The organism is Alistipes shahii WAL 8301 (assembly GCF_025145845.1).
In the GTDB taxonomy this organism is placed as follows: domain Bacteria; phylum Bacteroidota; class Bacteroidia; order Bacteroidales; family Rikenellaceae; genus Alistipes; species Alistipes shahii.
Window position 1 is genome coordinate 189,618 of record NZ_CP102253.1, and the last position, 21,904, is coordinate 211,521.

Consider the following 21,904-nt stretch of genomic DNA (forward strand, 5'->3'; position numbering starts at 1 on the left):
GCGTCAGTTTAAGATGCGGACCCGTTCGCCCTCGCGCAGCTGGTAAACGCCCGCCGTGACGACCCGTTCGCCGGGCGCAACGCCGCTGTCGATAACCACCCGGTCGCGGCCGAACAGCTCCCCGAGCGTCACCTCGCGGCGCATGACGCGGTCGCCCGCGCCGACGATCCAGACGTAGGTCCCGCCCCCGGCCGGGGCGTAGACGGCCGAAACGGGCAGCGACACGGCATCGGGAACGGGATCGGCGCTCAACATGGTGATCGTGCACGACATGCCGGGCGAGATGCGGTAACGGGCCGGATCGGGGTTTTCGAGGGTCAGCGACACGGGGAATCCCGAGGCGTCGGACGAGGTTTCGACATACTCTTTCAGGCGGGCCGGAATGGCCGCGCCCCGGTAGTTGTCGAACGCGACGGTAAAGCGCGTGGAGCTGTCCCGCAACAGCGGCAGCGCGTTTTCGGGCAGCGTGAACTGGACGGTCGAGGTGACGGGATTGACCAGCCGGAGAATCGGCTGTCCGGCCTGCACGCGTTCGAAATTATCGACGTACTTGCGCTCGACGACCCCGGCGAACGGAGCCTTCAGGCGGGTGTCCTTCAGCAGGTCGAGGGTGTTCTCGTAGGTCGAGCGGGCCTGCGCATAGCGCGTCGCGGCCGCTTCGGCCTCCTGCCGCGACACCGCCTCGTGCTCCAGCAGCCGCTGCATGCGCTGCTGCTGCGAGCGGGTCTCCTCGAAGGCCGAGCGGGTCGCCGCGACCTGCAACTCGATGTCCCGGGGGTCGAGTTCGGCGAGCAGCTCCCCCTTCTTCACGCCCGCGCCCTGCGAAACGGGCACGTCGAGGACCTGCCCCGCCACCTTGAAGGCGAGGTTCACAGCGTCGTCGGGAGTAGCCATGCCGGCGAAATCCTTGTCGATAAGTCCCGCGCCGGCAGCCGTCGCCACCTTCACGGGGCGTACCACCGCAGGTGCGGGCGTCTTGCGGGAACACGCCCCGGCAAGCAGGGCGATCGCTAAAATGGGGATGATTCGCATACGAAAAAAGTTGACACCGTTTCCGGCGTCAACTTTCATACCAGCGTCCCGCAGGATGCCCCTACGGACGAATATCGCGACAGTTCTTTTTAGAGGTGATGGTTCCGTCGTCCAGCACGACAAGCCCGTTATCGGCGCGGAGCATGGTTTTCATCGTCGAGGTGTCGATGTTGTAGCACCGCACCTCCACCGTGCCGAACTCGTGCCACGTGACGCCGTAAAGCGGATCGGGCGTCAGGCAGACCACGTGCGCACCCTCCTCACGGGCGCGCTCCGCAAGCCGGGCCATGCGCCGTGCGCACGAACGCGGCAGGCGGTCGAAAGCCGTGACACAGAGCATGTAAACCCGCCCCGGCATCGTCAGCACCTCCTCCGTGGCGTCGCCCTCGGCGTCGCGCAGGGCGAATTCGCTCACAAGAGGTCTCACGGCCGGGACTTCGCTCGTGGTGCGGGTGTCGACCCACTCCCACTTTTCGGCATCCTGCCACTCGGTGTCTTCCAGCGAGAACTCGCGCTCGCGGCCCGTCCGCCTGTTGCGGTATACCAGCACGGTTTCCGACTCGCCCGGCTCGACGATGGGAGCCTGCATCGCCTCGCGGATATTGACCCCGACCTTATAGGGCAGGAAATCCACGAGCGGCAGGTGGATGTAACAGTAATAGCCGAGGTACATCGCCAGAAAGAAGAACGTGCAGGTAAGCACGATCTCCAGCGGTTTGAAGGCGAAAATCTTGTCGGGCCGGTAACGCCACCACACCACGAAGGCCATCGGCAGCAGCACGACGTTCTTGACGAAAGTCTCCCACGGGGTAAGTTTCAGCGCCTCGCCGAAGCACCCGCAGTCCTCGACGGGGATGAGCGTGGCGCTCAACAGCGTCAGCAGCGTGAAGAAAACCATCGACAGCACGGCGAAGATCGAAATCAGCCGGATACGGACCTTGAACAGCAGCATGCAGCCCATCATCAGCTCCGCGCCGCACAGCCAGATCGAAAAGACCATCGCCCCGGGCTGCAGGTAGTCGAGTCCGTAGATCGAAAGATACTCGTTGACCTTCAGCGCCGTGCCCCACGGATCTATCACCTTCGTGAAACCCGAAACGATGAACGTGCAGGCGAGGATCAGCCGGCAGACGTTGGCCGCGATTTTGAAAGTCCGGGTCTTTCTCATCGCGCGTCGAGTATCGGGGCCAGCACGGCCCGTATTTTTTCGAAATTATGTTCGGGCGAACCCATCGCCCCCGACGGATCGCTGCAATCGACCACACGCAGCGAATCGTCCTTCGCCGCGGCGGCGAGGTACACCTCGCGCACGCGCCGTTGCAGGTCGAGAGCGTCTTCGTGAATGTCCCGGCTGCCTTGCAGGTAGTCGCGGTCGTCTCCCTCGCGGACCTCCGTGAGCTTTCGTTCGGTGAAGGCGAACGGCACGTCGAGGAACAGCGACAGATCGGGGCGCGGCAGGTCGTTGTAACCGAATTCCAGGTCCAGAATCCACTGCGCGAGGCGGTCGCGCCGCTCGCCGGCAGGTAGTTTCGCACACTGGAAACCCACGTTCGAATAGACGTAACGGTCGAGGACCACGGCTTTGCCTTCGGCGATCCACGCCCGGATCTGCGGGCCGGCCGCCGCCCGGTCGCCCGCGAAGAGCAGGGCCACCAGATAGGGGTCGACTTCGTTCACGCCGCCGAATTCGCCGCGCAGAAAGCGGGCGATCAGTTCGCCGTAGACCGGCGCATCGAAACGCGGAAAATGAACGTATTCGCTCTCCACGCCACGTTCTGCGAGCAACTGGCGCAACATCCGGATCTGGGTCGACTTGCCCGCTCCGTCCAAGCCTTCGAGTACGATGAACATAGGTAGTAGTTTTTAATTTTCAGTTGCGCAGCATCTTCACGGCCCGTTCGACCCCGGCGGCCAGCGCATCGGCCTCCGCAAGCGTATTGTACAGCGCGAACGAGGCCCGGCACATGCCCGTCGTCCCGTAGTGGTCCATCACCGGCTCGGCGCAGTGCTGGCCCGTGCGGACCGCAATGCCCAGCTTGTCGAGAATCATCCCCATATCGTAGGGATGCACCCCCTCGACATTGAACGAGAGGATGGCGCATTTGCCGGGCGCCGTGCCGTAAATCCGCAGTCCGCCGATCCCCTCCAGCCGCTCCGTGGCGCGGCGCAGCAGCGTCTCCTCGTGGGCTTCGATCTCCGCAGGGTCGAACCGCTGCATGAACTTCACCGCCTCGCCCAGTCCGATGGCGCCCACGAAATTGGCCGTTCCGGCCTCGAATTTCAGCGGCACGGGGGCATAGGTGGTCTTCGCGAACGTCACCGTGTCGACCATGTCACCGCCGCCCATGAACGGCGGCATCCGTTCCAGCAGTTCGCGCTTGCCGTACAGCACGCCGATTCCCGTCGGCCCGTAGAGTTTGTGGCCCGAGAAGGCGTAGAAGTCGCAGTCCATCGCCCGGACATCGACCCCGCCGTGAACCACGCCCTGACAGCCGTCGACAACGACAACGGCCCCCGCGGTATGCGCCGCTTCGACCACCGTCCGCAGGTCGGGCCGCGTGCCGAGCGTGTTGGACGCCTGCGTGACGGCCACCACGCGCGTACGTTCGTCCACGAGCGACGGCAGGAGGTCCGTGCGCAGCGCTCCCGCCTCGTCGAACGGAAGCACGCGGATTTCGGCCCCCTTGCGTTCGGCCAGCATCTGCCACGGCACGATGTTCGAGTGGTGCTCCATCTCGCTGACGAGGATGTTGTCCCCCGCTCCGACGAAGGCGTCGCCCCAGGCGTAAGCCACCGTGTTGAGCGACGCCGTGGCGCCCGCCGTGAAGACGATCTCCTCCTTCGCGGCCGCCCCGACGAACGCAGCGATCCGCTCCCGGGCGGCTTCATACAACACCGTCGCCTCCTCCGAGAGGAAATGCACCCCGCGGTGAATGTTGGCGTTCAGCTCCCGGTGAAGGCGATCGACCGTCTCGATCACCGTCCGGGGTTTCTGGGCCGTAGCCCCGCTGTCGAGGTAAACCAGCGGCTTGCCGTAGACTTCGCGGTGCAGGATCGGGAACTCCTCCCGTATTTTTTCAACGTCGAACATTTCTCACAGGGTTTCGATTTTCGCCGCGGCCCGTTCCAGGATCGCCCCGCACAGCGGCTCGATGCCGCAGCGGGTCACCACGTCGCCGACGAATCCCTCGATCTGCAACCGCCGGGCCTGGGCTTCGCTCAAACCGCGCTGGCGCATGTAAAGTATCGCCTCGGCATCCATCTGCCCCACCGTCGCGCCGTGCGAGCATTTCACGTCGTCGGCGTAGATTTCCAGCTGCGGCTGGGTCGTGATGCGGGCCGTCCGGCTCAACAGGATGTTGCGGCTCTGCTGCCGGGCGTCGGTGCGCTGGGCGTCGGGGGCCACGTAGACCATTCCGCAGAACTCGCCCACGGCCTGCCCTCCGGCGACCCCCTTGACGTAGGAGTCGCTGCGGCAGTCGGCGACGTTGTGCGCCGTGTGCAGTTTCAGCACGCAATGCTCTTCACCCGCGGCGAGGAACACCCCGCCCAGCTCGTTTTCGGCATCCGCACCGTCGAGGTCGATGCGGTACGAAGCGTTGGCGCTCGACAGCAGCGCCGTCGTCAGGCGGCAGCGGCTGCGGGCGGCCTGCTTCACCGAGACCTCGGCGAACGCCTCGGCCGTGAACAGTTCGGTCAGCTCCAGCTGCGCCCCTTCGGCCAGCGTCAGCGTCAGCGACGACACGTCGGGTGCGGTATGCAGCACGACGATCCGCGCCGAAGCGCCCGCCGCGGCCTCCACGCGCAGATGCCGGGGATCGACCGCCGCAAAGGGTTCGGCCTCGGCCCCGGCGATGCGGAGCACCTCGCCGTCCGCCGCGCGGAACCCGCGGATGATGTCGGGAATCGTCTCCATCACTTGTCGTATTCGTTGATCAGCCAGTCGTACCCCTCTTTTTCGAGCTTGAGGGCCAGCGACTTGTCGCCCGAATGGATGATGCGGCCCTTGTAGAGCACATGCACCACATCGGGCACGATGTAATCCAGCAGACGCTGGTAGTGGGTGATGACCACCGTGGCGTTGTCCGCCCGGTGGAGTTTGGTGACGCCCGTGGCGACGATGCGCAGGGCGTCGATGTCGAGCCCCGAGTCGGTCTCGTCCAGGATCGCCAGCTTCGGATCGAGCATCGCCATCTGGAAAATCTCGTTCTTCTTCTTCTCGCCGCCCGAGAAGCCTTCGTTCACGGCCCGCGAGGTGAGTTTCGACGAGAGTTCCACCACGGCGCTCTTCTCGCGCATGAGTTTCAGGAATTCGGCGGCCGAAAGCGGCTCCTCGCCGCGGAACTTGCGCTGCTCGTTGACGGCCAGCTTCATAAAATTGGCCATCGTGACGCCCGGGATCTCCACCGGATACTGGAAGCCCAGGAACAGCCCCAGCCGTGCCCGGTCCTCGATGGGCATCGACAGCAGGTCGCGGCCCAGAAACTCGGCCGACCCTTCGGTGACGGTGAACTTTTCATTGCCCGCCAGCACCGACGCCAGCGTCGACTTGCCCGAACCGTTAGGTCCCATGATGGCATGCACCTCACCGGCCTTCACTTCGAGGTCGATGCCCCGGAGAATCTCCTTGCCGTCGACCGAGGCGTGCAGATTTTTTACCTTTAACATATCATCAACTTACTATTATTCTCGTTTCCTTTTTTCGCTCTCGCAGGTCGTTTCCACGGCGTTCCGCCGTGTTTGCAAGCCTGACCCTACCCTAAACCCCTCCCTCGGGAGGGGCTTATCGCATGCGACCGGATTGCAGACGCAAACAGCAAACTACCCTACGCTGCCTTCCAACTGGAGAGCCAGCAGTTTTTGCGCCTCGACGGCGAATTCCATCGGCAGTTTGGCCAGCACCTCGCGGGCATAGCCGTTGACGATCAGCCCCACGGCGTCTTCCGTCGAGAGTCCGCGCTGGTTGCAGTAGAACAGCTGGTCGTCGGAGATTTTCGAGGTCGTGGCCTCGTGCTCCACCACACCCGTCGGGTTGCGCACGTCGATCACCGGGAAGGTGTGCGCCCCGCACTTGTCGCCGATCAGCAGCGAATCGCACTGCGAGTAGTTGCGGGCGTTCTCCGCCCCCTTCGCCACACGGACCATGCCGCGGTAGGAGTTCTCGCTCCGGCCCGCCGAAATGCCCTTCGAGACGATGCGGCTGCGGGTGTTGCGGCCGATGTGGATCATCTTCGTACCCGTGTCGGCCTGCTGGAAATTGTTGGTCATGGCCACCGAGTAGAACTCCCCGACGGCGTTGTCGCCGGCGAGGATGCAGCTCGGGTATTTCCACGTGATCGCCGAACCCGTCTCGACCTGCGTCCACGACAGCCGGGCGTTCTCTCGGCAGATGCCGCGCTTGGTGACGAAGTTATAAATGCCGCCCCGGCCCTGCTTGTCGCCGGGATACCAGTTCTGAACGGTGGAATACTTCACCTCGGCGTCCCGCTCGACCACGATCTCGACCACGGCGGCGTGCAGCTGGTTCTCGTCGCGCTGCGGCGCGGTGCACCCTTCGAGGTAGCTCACGTAGGCGCCCTCGTCGGCCACGATCAGCGTGCGTTCGAACTGCCCCGTGCCGGCGGCGTTGATGCGGAAATAGGTCGACAGCTCCATCGGGCAGCGCACTCCCTTGGGGATGTAGCAGAACGAGCCGTCGGAGAAGACCGCGGCGTTCAGCGCAGCGTAGAAGTTGTCGGTATAGGGCACGACGCTCCCGAGGTATTTTTTCACCAGCTCGGGAAAGTCGCGCAGCGCCTCGGAGATCGAACAGAAGAGGATGCCCTTCTCGGCCAGCACCTCCCTGAAAGTGGTCTTGACCGACACGGAGTCCATCACGGCGTCGACCGCGACGCCCGCAAGAGCCATCTGCTCTTCGAGCGGGATGCCCAGTTTGTCGAACGTGCGCTTCAGCTCGGGGTCGACCTCGTCCATCGAACCGAGCTGCTTTTTGGGCTTGGGAGCCGCGTAGTAGATAATGTCCTGAAAGTCGATCGGGGGGATCGTCAGGTGGGCCCAGGTCGGAGGCTCCAGCGTCAGCCAATGGCGGTAGGCCGCCACGCGCCGCTCGGTCATCCACTCCGGCTCGCCCTTTTTGGCGGAGATCAGCCGCACGACCTCCTCCGAAAGACCCTTGCCGATGGTTTCGGTTTCGATGTCCGTCGTGAAGCCGTACTTGTATTCCTGCTCTCCGATATTCTCCAGTATGTTTTTCTCGTTTTCTGCCATTACAAGCGAAATATCATGCAAAGATACAAAATTCCATTTACATTTTTACCATCTCCCCTGCAAATCCGGTTCCGCAACGGTCAAACGGCAAAAAAGAGGCGCGGAATGTTCCGCGCCTCTTTCATGCGAAGCCTTCCGGCTACCTGGTGTATTCGATAACGACCTTGCCGATCTCGATGTTGGTAGAAGTATCGGAAAAGCCGATGCGGAAATCGGAAGCATCGACGCCGGCCGCCGCGAAATCGAAGGAGATCGTGCTCGAATTCGTTCCGGTCGGTTCCGTGGCGGCCAGAACCGTCGCGGAGGTTCCGTAGGTGCATGTCAGCAGCTCGGGCTTGCGGGCCGAATTGGGATTGATCGTGATCTTCCGGATTTTACCCATATCCGATGCCGCCACATGGGTCTCGGCCTTGCCCTTGTTGAAATACCACACGATGTTCTTCGTATCGCTGGTGCTGTAATAGATATTGCCCGTGAAGGTGATCGCGCTGGTCCCGGTATCGTCGGTCGCCGTCCACGTGCTGTCGCCGGCAGCCCAGCTGGTCGGCAGGCCCGTGATGTTGGACGAGAGCACACCCGCCGTGGCCGACAGGGTCATCGTATAGTCGGTTCCCGCGTCGCCGCCGCCCGAGCCGCCGTCGGAGACATACTCGATGCTGTAAAAGCGCAGTCCGTTGATCGTAGAATAGACGTAGACTGTGGTTTCGCCCGTCACCGCGATGTCGAATTCACAGGTCGTAGGCTCCCCGCTGCCCGATCCGGCCTCCTTGCTCTGCGCTCCGGCCGCATCGTCGCCGATCTGAACCGTTACGGAACGTCCGTCCGTAGCTGCGCCGCTGCCCGTATTCGACGCCACGACCTTCAGTTTGCCCGAGGCGGAAGCCGTGAACGAGAAACTGCGGACCGAAGCCGTGCCTTTGCCGCCGGTCTGGATATAGCTGACGCCGCTGCTCGTTCCGCCGCGGAAGCTCGATCCGCCCGAAAGGATGCGCAGGCCGTCGATCGTCTCGTCGAGATCGGTCAGACCGGCGCTGCCGGCAGCCGTGAGACGTGCAATCAGGTCGCTGAAAGCCGACGAGGAGAAGTCCCATGCGAAGTTGTCGCCGCCCGGACCCGAAGCCTCAACGACGGTCAGCCTGGCCGTACCGGCATCGGAGGCCTGCGCCGAAGCGTCGGCGGGGTTGGCGACCACCGAGATCGCGTACTCGCCCGCGGCAAGCCCTGCGACCGTCGCGGCCGCGATCGTATAGGAGGTCCCGGTTACGTTCTCGGAAGCTCCGCCGTTGAAGCTGACGTCATACGACGCAGCCCCGTCTACGGCATCCCAGGAAGCCGTCACTTCGGTCTGATCGCCTCTGGTGACCTTCGCCGGGGTGACCTTCACCGCGGGAGCCGCCAGTTTGGTGTCGGCGACCGTCAGCGCGGCGGTTCCGGCCGGCGATGGTTTGTAGAGGTAGTCGGAAACGGCTGCCGCGGTGACGGAAATCGTGTACGTGCCGGGTTTGAGTCTGGCGACGGTCTCGGCCGGAACGGTCATCCGGGTCGCCGAAACGGTCTCCGAAAGGCGCACGACCTCCTCGGCCTCGCCGTTGAGCGTCGTCAGCGCAAGGCGGTAGGTGTAGGTCGCGGCGTTGGGAACGGCTGCCCACGAGAAGGTCACCCCGGTGTTGTCACCCTTGGTCACGGAGGCGGGATCGGCCGTCACCACGGGAGCGTCGAGCGGCGTGGCGTTCTGCCCCGGAGCCTCGGCGCCCTCGTACCAGCCGATGCTGTAAATGTGATTGATCGTCGCGTCGGTCCAGATCGAAACCTTCGCCGAAGCCGGAATGCCCGGGCAGGGAATGTACACTTTGCCGCGGTTGTCGGCCGTGGGGGCCTCGACCGGCCCGAAGCTCTTGCCCAGCGCATCGACGTGGGCGTAGAAGTTGCGCCCTGCGCCGTTGGCATAGCAGTCGATGGCGATCACGCCCTCGCCCACGACGGAGAACTGCACGGCGCGCTGCGAAGGCGCCTCACCCTCCTTGACGGTCGATTTGCCGCGCAGGTCGAGGTAGTTGCAGCCGTAGTCGGCATCTTCGCGTATCTCGACGTTCTTGCCCGAAGCGGCCAGAATCGTAAGGCCGTCGATGGTCTGGTCGGTCTCCCAGCTGACGGGCTGCCAACCCGTCGTGAAGTCCCAGAGACTGGACTGCCCCAGCGTCGTGACGACCAGACTGCCCGACTCGACACCGGCGATGTAGACCGAAATCGAATACTCGGTCCGCGCCTTCAGCCCCTCGAAGGTATAGGTGTGCGCGGCGACCTCGGCATCGGTCAGCGTAACGTTGCGCTCGTCGTCGCCGCCTGTCAGCACGAGGCTCGTAACCTGCCGGTCGGCGCCCCACGCGAGGGTGATCCTCGTCGCGCCCTTGTCGACGACGTCCACGTCGATCTTGTCCGAAGCGACGAACGAGATCGTACCGCGCACGGCCTCGTCGCGCAGCAGCCCGACGGTGTACGACGTGCCGGTCACAAGCCCGGTCAGCTCGTATTCGCCGGCGGCGATTTGGGCAGAGGTGAGCTTGACCAGCCCCACGTCGGGCGTGACGTCGAGGTGCGTGACGTTCGAGCCGGCGACCCAGCGCAGCATGGCCGTCGTGGCCGTCACGTCGCCGTCGCCCATCTTGCCGTCGTTCAGGAACAGGTTCTCGACACCCGTGGCGAACGCGCAGGCCGCGGGCTTCGAATCGGCGACGCCCGCACGCTGCGAGACGGCGACCAGTTCGGCGATCCATTCACGGTTGCCGGGCAGCTCCCGAAACGAGTATTCCATCGTCTTGACGGTGTTTCCGTCGCCGTCGAGCGGGGCGATCAGGTCCACCTGGTCGTAAACGCCGCCCTCGCCGTCGGCGTAGGAGAGCGTCAGCGTGTAATCCGCTATTCCGGCCATGACCGTCCACGAGAAGGTCACGTTGACGTTGTTGGACAACGTATGGGTGAAGTTCAGCGGGGAGAACTCGCGGCCGTAGGCGATGTCCTCGATGATCCCGTCGGGGTCCGAACAGCCGTGAAGCGACGCCGCACCGGCGAAGAGCGTCACGAGCAGCAGGAATTTATTGATGATCGTTTTCATGCGTTTTCTTGTTTTTTCCTTTTTCAGAACGCTATTGCATCGGGTAACCGTAATCGTTAACCAGCAGGCTGTTGGTGGTGATCGACTGCTTGAAAAGCGGCCAGAACATATGCACGTCGGGATCGTACTGGTAGATCATGTCGATGCGCGCCGCGGCGGTCGTGCCGCTCTTGATATACTCCTCCTCGGTCGTGCCGTCGGTCTTCTTCGACGTGAAGAGCGTCCAGCCCGTGCCTTCAGGCTCGCCGGCCTCGCCGAAATCGAGTCCGTGGAGCTGCACCGTCTCGCCGTCGGCGTCGTACTTGTAGTAGACCTTCGAGCCGATAAGGTCGAATTCATAGGTTTTGCCCGTCAGTTCCGACGTGTAGGGCGTGTGGTCGAGCATGGCCTTCATCTTGTTCTTCGCATCGTCGAGCGACGCCTTGAGCAGGCCCCAGCGGATCAGATCCTGCTTGCGGATCTGCTCGCAGCTGAATTCGAGCATGCGCTCCCTGTATATGGCCTTGAACATGGCGTCCTTCGAGCCGATGCCCTCAAGGTATTTATCCACCGCCTCGTCGGACTTGAAGGCGCGGTAGCGGACCTTGCGCAGCTGCGTCTTGGCGTAGGGCAGGTCGTTCAGTTCGTTGGCTGCCTCGGCGGCCATCAGCAGCACGTCGGCATAGCGCATCACGATCGGCTTGATGCCGCAGTCGTTGCCCGAGATGACCTCGTCCATCCATTCGTAGCGGTATTTGCCGCTGTACCATTTCTGGATGTTCTCCAACTCCTGCCTGCCGCCGTTCCAGCGGAAGGGCACGCAGGAGATGTCGCGGCGGCGGTCGTTCCTGTCGTACTCGTAGTAGAGCGTGGGAAGCGGGCCGATCGTGCCGCCGGCATTCGCCTTGCCGCAGTACTTATCCGCCGTGTAGTGCTTGACGGCGTAATTGTTCATCCACTGGCCGCGGTTGTCGGCAAAGGGGATCACGAAGAGCGTCTCGCCTCCGGCCGCGACCTCGCGCTTCATCATGCCGCGCCAGATCTCCTCGAACGAGCCTTCCAGACCCACGCAGGCATTCTCCTTGGCGATGACCTCCTTGCAGGCGTCGAGCGCCTTCGTGTAGAGGGCGCCGTCGCCCCACGCCTGCCCGCTTTCGGTGAGCCTGCTGCGACGGTTCTGCCCGACATTGCCCGTACCGATCTGCCCCTCGTCGGGACGCTGCGAATACCCGGCGGCCGAGAGGCACACGCGGGCCAGCAGTCCGTAGGCGAACGCCTTGTTGACACGGGTGGTGAGTCCCGTTTTGCCGGACTCGTTGGGCCAGTAAACGTAATTCACGGCCTCCTCCAGATCGGAGATGATCTGCCGGTAGATGACATCGCGGTCGCTCTTGGGCTTGATGACGTCGCCCGTCTCGCCGATGGGCTGGAAACGCGCAGGAACGTCGCCCCAGGCCTTGACGAGGTCGTGGTAATAGAGCGCGCGCAGCACCAGCGCCTCGCCCAGCAGGTAACGCATCCCGGCATTGTTCTCCACGTTGCCGTACTTGCGCAGGCCGGCGATGGCCAGATTCGCGTTCTCGATGGCGGTGTAGGCCAGGGCGAACTGGCCGCTGCTCTCGTTGAGCTGGCTGTTCGCATCGTCGTACGACGCGTTATAGGAGTAGATCAGCGTCTTGGTGTCGGTGGGTTTGTCGGGCGACGCGCCTACGTACCACTCCGTGTCGCTGTTGGCCCCGTAGTAGATCAGCCAGCGGTTGCGGTAGGATTTGTCGACGCCGAACTGGCGGTAAATGTTCATAACGGCCGCCTCGGCATAGGTCTCGTTCGAAAACATGGTCTCCGAATCGGACGACGAGGACGAACGGGTGTCCAGCAGGTCTTCGCCGCACGAGGTGGCCAGCAGGCCGGTGCAGGCAAGGATATAGATTAACTTTTTCATCGTTGGATTGTTTTCTGTCGGTTGAAGGTTAGAAGCTGATGTTCGCACCGAAAACCCACGAACGGCTCTTCGGATAGGCCGAGTAGTCGACGTTTGGGGTCATGGGCGTCGCGCGGCGCGTGTCGACCTCGGGATCGAAACCGCTGTACGGCGTCCAGCAGAAGAGGTTCGTGCCCGTCGCATAGAGACGCACCTTGTTGATGCGCACCTTGCGCGTCCAGCTCGCGGGCAGCGTGTATCCGACCGTCAGCGACGAAAGACGCAGGAACGAAGCGTCCTCCAGCAGCCAGCTGTGAACGACCGTCTGCGGCATGTAGGGCGACCACATGTTCGTCGCGGCGTTGGCGGCGGCCAGCTCGGCAGGATCGGTGATCAGGGCGCCGGTCTCCCAGTTGACGTTGGTCCAGCGTTTGCCCAAAGCCATCGCGTCCGAAAGGTTGCGGATGACGCCCTTGCCCGTGTACTTCTGCGACGAGGTGAACTCGACGTTGTTGGCATTGAAAACCTTATTGCCGTAAGAATAAGTGAAGTTGGCGGCCACGTCGAAACCATAGGCATAGGCCGAGAGCGAGAAACCGCCCGTGAACTTGGGCTGCACGTTGCCGATCTTTCCCTGAACGGGCGTACCGTTCTCATCGCAGAGCAGTTTGAGCGAGCCGGGACGCATGTCGCCCACCACGCCGGCGCAATTCGATCCGTCGAGCGTCCGCCACTTGCCCGTCTCGTTGTAGTAGTCCAGGTCGAAATCCCCGACCTCGTAGCGGCCCAGCGTCGTATAGCCGCGGATGTCGCCGATGGCCCCGCCCAGCACGGCGTAGTAGTCCGTGACGTTGTTATTCCAGCCCGACGACTGCGAGTAAGTCTCCAGTCCGGCCAGATCCATGATGCGGCTGCGGTTGAAGGCGATGTTGGCGTTGAAGTTCACGCCCCACTTCGCCTTTTCGGCCAGAACGGCGGCCACCGACACCTCCAGACCGCGGTTGCGGATCGTACCGGCGTTGCGGTACTGGAAGCTGTAACCCGAACCCGAAACCGGATAGCGCATCAGAATGTCCTCGGTGGTGTTCTGGTACACCTCGACCGATCCCGAAAGGCGGTTGCGCCAGAATCCGAAGTCGAGACCCAGGTTGTGCGAATAGGTCGTCTCCCACGTCAGGTTGGCATTGGCCATGTAGCTCTCGCTGGCCCCGTTGCCGTTGGGCGTCCAGTAGACCGGATCGCCGTAGATGAAGCTGCTGCCCGTGCCGACCTCGTAGAGCTGCGTCAGGCCGCCCATGCCGGTCGGTATGTTGTTGTTGCCCGCCGTACCGAAGCTGTAACGCAGCTTGAGGTTGTCGAGCCACTTGAGGTCCTTCATCCCCCACTCGTCCGACAGACGCCACGAAGCGGCCACCGAGGGGAAGTAACCCCACTTCCGGCCCTTCGAGAACTTCGACGAACCGTCACCGCGCATCGTGGCCGAAAGCATGTACTTGCCCTTGAAGTCGTAGTTGATGCGTCCGAAATAGGAGAGCAGGATGTCGTCGGCCGCATAGTTCATGTTCGACGAACTGGCGTTCGAGGCCGAACCCATGAAGGTCCACGCCTGCTCGGCGGTGTAGAAGTCGGGCAGTCCGTCGACCCAGGTGTTGAACGTACGCTGCTCGGTGATGATGTACTCCTGTCCCAGCAGCACGTTCAGGTGGTGGTTGTCGTTCGAAATGAGCTTCCTGAAGTCATAGTTCAGCGTATTGGTGTTGCGCACGCGGCGGCGCGTCACGTCGTTGTAGTTGGTCGACGGGGTTCCCGGGACCGACGACCCCGAGCCTCCGACCTTCGAATAGTAGGTCGTCACGCCGTAGAACGAATTGGTCTCCTGGCGGTACTCCTCCATGCCGGCCTCGACCTTCAGGCGAAGGTCGTCGACGATCTCCCACGTGAAGCCCGCGTTGGCGTTCCAGTTGGTGCGCTCGCGCTTGCGGTCCGAATCCGAAACGGCGACGGTCGGCATCACGGCGTCCGAGGAGTTCTCCTCCAGGTCGTCGTCGCCCTCGATCTGGGCCTTGAGCGGAATGGGCGTGTAGAGCATGGCGTTCTTCAGACGGCCCGTGGTCTGCGAGCCCGAGTCGTTGAGCGAGTTGGCGCCCGCGCCGCGGACCTTGATGCGCGAATAGCGGATGTTGAAATCGAGCGTGATGCGCTTGCTGGCCTTGAACTGCGTTTTCAGGCCCAGGTTGTCACGGCTGTAATTCGAGCCGATCATAATCGCCTTGTCGTAGAGACGCGCATAGGTGGCGTTCCACTTGAACTTGTCGCCGCCGCCCGAAACCGTGAGGTTGTGGTTGAACTGCTCGCCCGAACGGCCGAAAAGCTGGTCCATCCAGTCGTTGCCCTTCACGCCGTCGTAGAGGTCGATGTCGGAGAACGCCCCGAAATAAGGCTCGTAGTTGTCCGAAACCTTGTTCTGGATGGCGGCCAGTTCGTACTGCCACCTGGCGAACTCCGAAGGGTTGAGCGCCTGCACCTGGTTCTTGCGGGCGATGTCCTTGAAACCCCAGTATACATTGTAGTTTACGTTCACCTTGCCTTTCTCGCCGCTCTTGGTGGTGATCAGCACGACGCCGTTGGCGCCTCGCGAACCGTAGATGGCCGTCGAGAAGGCGTCCTTCAGAATGTCGATCGACTGGATCTCCGACGAGGAGATGTCGCTGATGCTCTCCACGGGAAATCCGTCGACGATATAGAGCGGTGCGCCGTCCGACGAAAACGACCCCGCACCGCGCACGCGGATACGGATTTCGGCGTCGGGGTCTCCCTCCGTGGCCGTGACCTGCACGCCGGCCATGCGGCCCGTCATCGCCTCGGCCACCGAGGCCACGGGCATCTGCTGCAACGTCTCGGCATTGACCGAAGCGACCGAACCCACGACATCGCGGCGTTTCACGGTGGCGTAACCCACGACCACCACGTCGTCCATCGCCGTCGACTCGTCTTCGAGCCTGACGTCGATCTGCGTTTTGCTGCCGATGGCGATACGCTGCGTCTTCATACCGATATAGGAGATCACCAGCGTCTTCTTCGAAGCGTCGGGGACGGTGAGCGTCCATCGTCCGTCGACACCCGAACTCGCCCCCAAGGTCGTCCCGTCAACGACCACCGAAGCTCCGATAACCGGTTTGCCCGCCGAATCCTTGACGACTCCTCCGATCTTTTGAGCCGCGGCCGTGGAGGCCAGACCCACACCCAGCAGGAACAACAGGGCGAACTTTAGAGTAAAGCTTTTCATATAAAAGGTTTTGGTTAATAATTAGGTTTTCGCTTTTTCCGTAAAAGGGGTATTTCCCTATACAAAAATAAATTGCCCCGGAGGATTCGATTGGTAATTTTTATCACTTCTCATGGATAATTTGTCAAACCGCCCCGAACGGCCTCGCAAGACCCCGGGAAAAGGAAAACAGGGCAAAAAATCCTCCTTCGGCAGGAGGATTTTCCCGGAAAAAGATTTACCTGTTCCACAAAAGCATCCGGCTTCTTAAACCGGGCGCGAAGCCGGACGGAGAGCGGACGGACCTGCCATCGCCCCTAAAGCCGACTTCTTAAGCCGGGCGCGGAACCGGACGGGGAACGACCGGACCTGCCATCGCCCCTAAAGCCGGCTTCTTAAGCCGGGCGCGGAACCGGACGGAGAGCGGACGGACCTGCCATCACCCCTAAAGCCGGCTTCTTAAGCCGGGCGCGGAACCGGACGGGGAACGACCGAACCTGCCATCGCCCCTAAAGCCGGCTTCTTAAGCCGGGCGCGGAACCGGACGGAGAGCGGACGGACCCGCCATCGCCCCTAAAACCGGCTTCTTAAGCCGGGCGCGGAACCGGACGGAGAGCGGACGGACCCGCCATCGCCCCTAAAACCGGCTTCTTAAGCCGGGCGGGCGATCTCCAGCGACGCCCAGATAAAGGGACCCACGCCCTTGCAGTCGTTCTCGATCACCGGCTCGGAAATGTAATATTCGAACGTGCCGCTGCGCATCTGCCTGCCGCCCAGGCCCGCCACCGAACAGCAACCGGTCAGCGAGATCGTGCCGTCGGGATTTTCCTTCACGAAACAGTCGACGAACTTTTCATACAGCCGCCGCGCCTCCCCGCCCAGCTCCGCGGGCAGGTAACCCAGCCGCACGCCCTTGAGCATGGCGTAGACGAACATCGCCGAGGCGGTCGATTCGAGGTAGTTGCCCTCGCGGCCCGGCTGGTCGAGCACCTGATACCACATGCCGGTCGCGGGATCGGCGTATTTCGGCAGCACCTCGTAGATATGGTTCAGAATCCCGACCATCGGCTGCGTCGCATCGTCGACGCCGAGGTATTGCAGCGTCTCGACGATGGCCATGGCGTACCACCCCATCGCACGGCCCCAGGCATGGGCCGACTGCCCGGTGGTCTTGTCGCACCAGAACATTTCGCGCGAATCGTCGTAGGCGTGGCGGTAAAGCCCCGTCGCGGGGTCATAGGTATGCGCGGCCACGACGACGAACTGATTCACGATGTCGTCGACAGCCTTCTCGTACTCGCCCCCGGAGAGGTTCCGCACGGCATACTCGGCGTAGAACGGCTGGGCCATGTACAGCCCGTCGAGCCACATCTGGTGCGGGTAGACCTCCTTGTGCCAGAATCCCCCGTCGGCGTTGCGGGGCTGCGCCTGCAACTGGGCGTAGAGCGTGTCGAGCGCCATCTTATAGCGCACGTCTCCCGTGCGGTCGTACAGTTCGAAAAGGGCGCGTCCGGGACAGAGGTGGTCGAGGTTGTATTTCGTCTTCCTATAAGTCAGCACCTCTCCGCCGGGACGCACGATCGTGTCGAAATAACGCTCGGCATAGGCCGTGAACTCCTCAATGCCGTACATCCGGCCGGCATCGGCGATGGCGAGCAGTTCGAGACCCGTGGTGTAGTTCCACTTCACCTTCCCGGCGGGAATGCCGTCGAGGTTCGTCGGCGAAGGGTTGCGGAGGATTTCGCTCGCGACCATGCGGACGGCGGGCGGGTTTCCGGATTCGTACAATGCGCCGGACGAGGTGCAGGCGGCGGCCAGCGCGCACAGTGCGGCAGGGATCAGACGTTTTTTCATGCGGTCTTGGTATCTTGGTCTTGTTTCAGGTTGTGCGTCTTGAGGTATTCGGCGGGCGACATGTGGAACTGCTCGCGGAAACAGCGGCTGAAATAGCCCGGATCGGAGAATCCCACCTTATAGGCCACCTCCGACACGGAAAACTGGCCCGTGCGCAGCAGGAGTTTCGACTTGGTGATGCGGTACTCCTTGATCAGTTCGACGGGCGACTTGCCCGTGAGACTCTTGAGCTTGTTGTACATCGTCGTACGGCCCAGTCCGAGGTGCGAGGCCAGCTGGTCGATCGTAAGCTCCGAGTTCTCGACGTTCTCGCCCAGCCAGGCCATCACGTTCTTCATAAACTCCTCGTCGCGGTCCGTGACGACGACGTCCTCGACCGCCAGTTCGACCACCTTGTTGCGGGCCGACTGCGAGGAGAACTTCTCGAAGAGCTTGCGCCGCTGGGTCAGCAGGTTGTCGATGCGGGCCAGCAGCAGTTCGATGCTGAACGGCTTGGTGATGTAGCCGTCGGCGCCGAACTCCATGGCCTTCACCCGGTCGTCGGGCGAATGGCGGGCCGTGAGCATCACGATCGGGATGTGGCTCATCGTGAAGTCGTGGCGCACCTTGTCGATCAGCTCGATGCCGTCCATGCAGGGCATCATCAGGTCGGTGACGATGATGTCGGGCATCTCGCTGCGGATCTTTTCGAGGGCTTCGGCGCCGTCGTCGGCCTCGACGACGTAATAGGTGTCTATCAGACTGTTGTACATGAAGATGCGCAATTCGCGGTTATCCTCGACCAGGAGGATTTTCTGTGCATCCTTCGGCGGTGCAACGTCCACGCGGCGCTGGCTGTCGGCAGCCGTGAAGTCGCTGACCATATAGTCGTCGCGGCGTTTGCCCTCTCCCGCTCCGGCGCCCGAGAAGTCGATCTGCTCCATGCCGAAATGGGCGTTGCCGAGTTTGAGTTTCACGGTGAAGGAGGCGCCTTCGCCCGGACGGCTGTCGACCGAGATTTCGCCGTGGTGCAGGGTCACGATGTCGCGGCAGAGCGAAAGTCCGATACCCGACCCCTTCATGTTGCTGTCCACGGCGCGCGAAGCCTGTGCGAAACGCTCGAAGATCATCCCCTGCTTGTCCTTCGGGATGCCGATGCCCGTGTCGCGGACCGTGAGCGTCACGCTCTCCTCCTCCTCGCGCAGTGAAAGTATCACTTCAATTCGCCCGCCGTTGGGCGTGAATTTCAGTGCGTTGGACAAAAGGTTATAGACAACGCTCTCCATACGTTCGATGTCGACCCACACCAGCACCGAACGGCGCGAGAGGGTGAACAGCAATTCGATCCGACGCTCGGAGGCCATTTCGCGGAAATCGTCGAGGGCGTCCTCGACCAGCGGCACGAGGTCCACGCGCGAGATTTTCAGCTCCATCTTGTTCTTGACGATCTTGCGGAAGTCGAGCAGCTGGTTGATCAGCGTCAGCATGCGCTTGGCGTTGCGGTGGGCCAGCGTGAGGCTGTTTTCGCCCCGCGGCGTGAGGCTGTCGTGTTTCTTCACGTCCTCGATGCCGCCCAATATGAGCGTGAGCGGCGTGCGCAGTTCGTGCGAGATGTTGGTGAAGAAACGCAGTTTGAGATCGGTCATGTTCTGCTCGACGCTCGCTTCGCGGCGGATGCGGATGACCGAGCTGGCAATGCGCCAGGCGACGGCCGCCGCCGCCAGTGCCAGCAGCGCATAGAGGGTTTTAGCCCACCAGGTGAGCCAGGGGGGGGGAAGCACTTCGACCCCGATCGTGATCCCCTCGTCGGCGGCATCGGCATTGCCGACGAACGCCTTGACGTGGAACTTGTAGTCGCCGATCGGCACGTTGGAGTAGGCCGCGCGGTTGGTCGTTCCCGAGATGTTCCAGTCCTGGTCGTAGCCTTCGAGCTTGTACATGTACCCAACCACGTGCTGGATGGCGAAATTCAGCGACGCGAACTCCATGCGGAAATTCGAGAAATTGTAGGGCAGCACGATGCGGTCGGCCTCGGTCACCGACTCCGAGAGCGGCGAGCGGCGCCCCGCGACGACGGGGACGTTGCGCACGTCAAGCCCCGTGAAACGCAGGTCGTAGTCGATCTTCGCGGCGCGGACCTCGTCCGGATCGAAGCGGTAGAGCTGGCGTCCGCTGCCGAAGAGCACCTCGCCGCGGGGCGAGGTGAGCGCCGTGGCCTCGCTGAAAACCGCATTGCGCATGTTGTCGTAGAGGTAGTAGTTCGAGAAAATCCCGCGCCGGGGATCGAACCGCGACACGGCGTTGTGCGTCGAAACCCACAGGTCGCCCTGCCGGTCCTCGGTCAGGGCCATGCAGATATTGCTGGCCAGCCCCGACGATTTGTCGTAGCAGCGAAAACGCGGCGCACCGTCGGCGTCGTACCCCTCGATGAGGTTCAACCCGCCGCCGAAGGTCGCCAGCCAGATGCGCCCTCCGGAGTCCTTGAGCATGTGGATGATGTCGTTGTTGCCCAGCGACTCGGCATCGCCCGGTATCTTCTGCATCAGCCTGAAGCGCATCAGCTTGGCGCTGGCGCCCGGGTCGAAGGCCAGCAGTCCGTCGACCGTCGCGGCGAACATCCGGTCCGGACGGTCGTAGAGCAGCCACCGCACGCGCCCCGCCTCGTCGAGCGGATAGTGCGTCATCAGATTGCCGGCATGGATGAAACGGTGTCCCACGGGGTCCTCCAGCAGGTTGATGCCCCCGCCGTAGGTCGCCACCCAGATACGGCCCGCGCCGTCCTCCTCGACGCAGTAGATCTGGTCGTCGCTCAACGACCAGACATCCGCGTCGGAATGGACGAAATGCGTGACCCGGTAACCGCCGCCCTCGGGCGTCATGCGGTAAAGCCCCTCGCCCTTGGTCCCGACCCAGATATTGCCCGAAGAGTCCTCCTTCAGGGCGTAGATCATCCCCGTGCCGCGGCGGCCCTGCGCCGGAAGCGTGTAGACAGGTTTGTTCGAGGCGTCGAAAGCGATCAGGTCGCCGTCGCGCGTGCCGACCCACATCCGACCCCGGCTGTCGGTCATCAGGGCGCGGATTTCGCCCGAAAGCGGGTCCGGAGATTTCGAGTCGAGGGTGAAGACCTCGGCAGGCTGGTGCAGCAGCACCGCCTTGCGCAGTCCGCGTTCGTTGTAGGTCGAGAGCCACAGCACGTCGTCGCGCACGTCGAAACGCACGACGGCGTTGGTCATCTGGCAGTTGGGCTGCTTGGGGTCGTTGTAGAACGGTTCGACCGTGTCGCGTTCGCGGTCGTAGTAGCCGAAGCCCCAGTTGTTCATCTTGATCCACAGCAGACCGCCGCCCTCGGCGATCTTGGTGATCGTGTCGAGGTTGTAGGAGACGGTGTAAGGTTCCTGCCCGAAGTGCTTGTAGTCGTCGGTCGAGGGGTTGTAACGCGTGATGCCCGTCTCGGCCGAGGTCACCCACACGATGCCGTGCGAGTCGGCCGCAAGGCCGCGGATGCGGCGCGGACGCGCCCCTTTGGGATCGAGCCGCGCGAGGCGGTCGCCAGCGACCCGGTAGAGTTCGCCCGAGCGGCTGCCGGCGTAGACCGCGCTGCGCACCGAGTCGGCGACGATGGCCGTCAGCGGAGCCTCGCCGCCCGGCAGACGGTCGACCTTCCCGGTCTGCTTCCCGACGCGGACCACCTCGCCGGGCGTGGCGCAGTAGACGGATGCGGCGTCGGCCGTAAAGGCGAAGGCCGGAGCCGCCGTCTCGCAGAGCGTGCGTGCGGTGCGCTCCCCGGCGGCGATGTGGTTCAGCTGTCCGTCCGCCGCGGCGATCCAGGCGCCGTCCCGGTCGTCGACGTACATCGCCGTGACGTCGCCGCCCAGCACCGGGGCGTCGAAAAAGGCGTCCACACGCACGGGAGCGGCATCGGCCCCGTCGGCGAAGCGCGCCACGCCCAGCCCCGCGATGGCCACCCACGTGCCGCCGTCGCCGTCGTGCAGGCAGTGCGTCATGCGGTAATGCTTCGAATCGACGCCGTCGACGAGCGACACCACGTCCTCGAACTGCTCGGTATAGCGGTTCAGACGGTAGACGTGGAGGTTATAGGTCGTGAACCAGAGATGGCCGTTCGAATCCTCGCTCACCGAGACGAAGCGGTGGTGCGAAAGCGGCGAGAAGTCGCCCGGCGTGGTGCTGAAATTCTTGAAGGCATACCCGTCGAAACGGCTGACCCCGTACCACGTGCAGACCCACACGAACCCGCGCGAATCGGTGTAGATGTCGGCGATGCGGTCGTGCGTCATCCCGTCCAGGGTGGAGTAGGTCTGAAAGAGGCATTGCGGGGGCGACGTCCGGGCGAACCCCGGAACGGCGGCGAGCAGCAAAAAGGTCAGCAGCAGTCGTTTCATAGTCATTTAACAAATCCGGTCTTTCCCAAGATAGCAAAAAGAACGGACGTTTCCAAAATCGAATCGCACGCGGTCCGGCAAATAAAACGCGTCGC

12 protein-coding genes are annotated in these 21,904 nt (G+C 63.0%); all 12 read right to left on the bottom strand.

Annotation, left to right across the window (positions count from 1 at the left end; genetic code table 11):
- Positions 1–3 precede the first annotated feature (3 nt).
- The 12 genes from NQ492_RS00895 to NQ492_RS00950 all read right to left on the bottom strand — a co-directional run bounded on the left by NQ492_RS00895 (position 4) and on the right by NQ492_RS00950 (position 21,809).
- Positions 4–1,032 carry an efflux RND transporter periplasmic adaptor subunit gene (locus NQ492_RS00895; protein WP_015546593.1) on the bottom strand — a complete coding sequence of 343 codons (1,029 nt, stop codon included), beginning with the start codon at positions 1,030–1,032 and terminating at the stop codon, positions 4–6.
- 61 nt (positions 1,033–1,093) lie between these two features.
- Positions 1,094–2,200 carry a BT_3928 family protein gene (locus tag NQ492_RS00900; protein ID WP_015546592.1) on the bottom strand — a complete coding sequence of 369 codons (1,107 nt, stop codon included), beginning with the start codon at positions 2,198–2,200 and terminating at the stop codon, positions 1,094–1,096.
- Entirely contained in the window at positions 2,197–2,883 is a 687-nt protein-coding gene (locus tag NQ492_RS00905; RefSeq protein ID WP_015546591.1) for a dTMP kinase, read from the bottom strand. The genes NQ492_RS00900 and NQ492_RS00905 overlap by 4 nt, the downstream gene beginning before the upstream one ends.
- 19 nt (positions 2,884–2,902) lie before the next feature.
- Positions 2,903–4,123 carry an aminotransferase class V-fold PLP-dependent enzyme gene (locus tag NQ492_RS00910; RefSeq protein ID WP_015546590.1) on the bottom strand — a complete coding sequence of 407 codons (1,221 nt, stop codon included), beginning with the start codon at positions 4,121–4,123 and terminating at the stop codon, positions 2,903–2,905.
- A gap of 3 nt (positions 4,124–4,126) precedes the next feature.
- Complete coding sequence (locus NQ492_RS00915) at positions 4,127–4,948, bottom strand: SufD family Fe-S cluster assembly protein (RefSeq protein WP_015546589.1); 822 nt, start codon at positions 4,946–4,948, stop codon at positions 4,127–4,129.
- Entirely contained in the window at positions 4,948–5,700 is a 753-nt protein-coding gene (gene sufC, locus NQ492_RS00920; RefSeq protein ID WP_015546588.1) for a Fe-S cluster assembly ATPase SufC, read from the bottom strand. The genes NQ492_RS00915 and sufC overlap by 1 nt, the downstream gene beginning before the upstream one ends.
- A gap of 153 nt (positions 5,701–5,853) precedes the next feature.
- On the bottom strand, positions 5,854–7,299 hold the full coding sequence (gene sufB / locus NQ492_RS00925; protein ID WP_015546587.1) for a Fe-S cluster assembly protein SufB: 1,446 nt from the start codon (positions 7,297–7,299) through the stop codon (positions 5,854–5,856).
- Positions 7,300–7,438: 139 nt separating this feature from the next.
- Positions 7,439–10,411, bottom strand: coding sequence for a fibronectin type III domain-containing protein (locus NQ492_RS00930; RefSeq protein WP_015546586.1), 2,973 nt, complete (start codon positions 10,409–10,411; stop codon positions 7,439–7,441).
- Positions 10,412–10,442: 31 nt separating this feature from the next.
- Positions 10,443–12,332: a RagB/SusD family nutrient uptake outer membrane protein gene (locus tag NQ492_RS00935; protein ID WP_015546585.1), complete on the bottom strand. Its 1,890-nt coding sequence runs from the start codon at positions 12,330–12,332 to the stop codon at positions 10,443–10,445.
- A 28-nt stretch (positions 12,333–12,360) separates the two neighbouring features.
- The gene (locus NQ492_RS00940; protein WP_044054129.1) at positions 12,361–15,597 is read right to left on the bottom strand and encodes a SusC/RagA family TonB-linked outer membrane protein; all 3,237 of its coding nucleotides are present in this window, start codon (positions 15,595–15,597) and stop codon (positions 12,361–12,363) included.
- A 630-nt stretch (positions 15,598–16,227) separates the two neighbouring features.
- A complete protein-coding gene (locus tag NQ492_RS00945) occupies positions 16,228–17,430 on the bottom strand; it encodes a glycoside hydrolase family 88/105 protein (protein WP_015546584.1) in 1,203 nt (400 codons plus the stop codon).
- On the bottom strand, positions 17,427–21,809 hold the full coding sequence (locus tag NQ492_RS00950; RefSeq protein WP_259873526.1) for a hybrid sensor histidine kinase/response regulator transcription factor: 4,383 nt from the start codon (positions 21,807–21,809) through the stop codon (positions 17,427–17,429). The genes NQ492_RS00945 and NQ492_RS00950 overlap by 4 nt, the downstream gene beginning before the upstream one ends.
- Positions 21,810–21,904 lie beyond the last annotated feature (95 nt).

Bases quoted from the DNA above. Each gene is read 5' to 3' on its own strand.
- NQ492_RS00950 (WP_259873526.1), bottom strand. From the start codon at position 21,809: ATGAAACGACTGCTGCTGACCTTTTTGCTGCTCGCCGCCGTTCCGGGG.
- NQ492_RS00910 (WP_015546590.1), bottom strand. From the start codon at position 4,123: ATGTTCGACGTTGAAAAAATACGGGAGGAGTTCCCGATCCTGCACCGC.
- NQ492_RS00930 (WP_015546586.1), bottom strand. From the start codon at position 10,411: ATGAAAACGATCATCAATAAATTCCTGCTGCTCGTGACGCTCTTCGCC.
- NQ492_RS00915 (WP_015546589.1), bottom strand. From the start codon at position 4,948: ATGGAGACGATTCCCGACATCATCCGCGGGTTCCGCGCGGCGGACGGC.
- sufC (WP_015546588.1), bottom strand. From the start codon at position 5,700: ATGTTAAAGGTAAAAAATCTGCACGCCTCGGTCGACGGCAAGGAGATT.
- NQ492_RS00905 (WP_015546591.1), bottom strand. From the start codon at position 2,883: ATGTTCATCGTACTCGAAGGCTTGGACGGAGCGGGCAAGTCGACCCAG.
- NQ492_RS00900 (WP_015546592.1), bottom strand. From the start codon at position 2,200: ATGAGAAAGACCCGGACTTTCAAAATCGCGGCCAACGTCTGCCGGCTG.
- NQ492_RS00895 (WP_015546593.1), bottom strand. From the start codon at position 1,032: ATGCGAATCATCCCCATTTTAGCGATCGCCCTGCTTGCCGGGGCGTGT.
- sufB (WP_015546587.1), bottom strand. From the start codon at position 7,299: ATGGCAGAAAACGAGAAAAACATACTGGAGAATATCGGAGAGCAGGAA.
- NQ492_RS00935 (WP_015546585.1), bottom strand. From the start codon at position 12,332: ATGAAAAAGTTAATCTATATCCTTGCCTGCACCGGCCTGCTGGCCACC.
- NQ492_RS00940 (WP_044054129.1), bottom strand. From the start codon at position 15,597: ATGAAAAGCTTTACTCTAAAGTTCGCCCTGTTGTTCCTGCTGGGTGTG.
- NQ492_RS00945 (WP_015546584.1), bottom strand. From the start codon at position 17,430: ATGAAAAAACGTCTGATCCCTGCCGCACTGTGCGCGCTGGCCGCCGCC.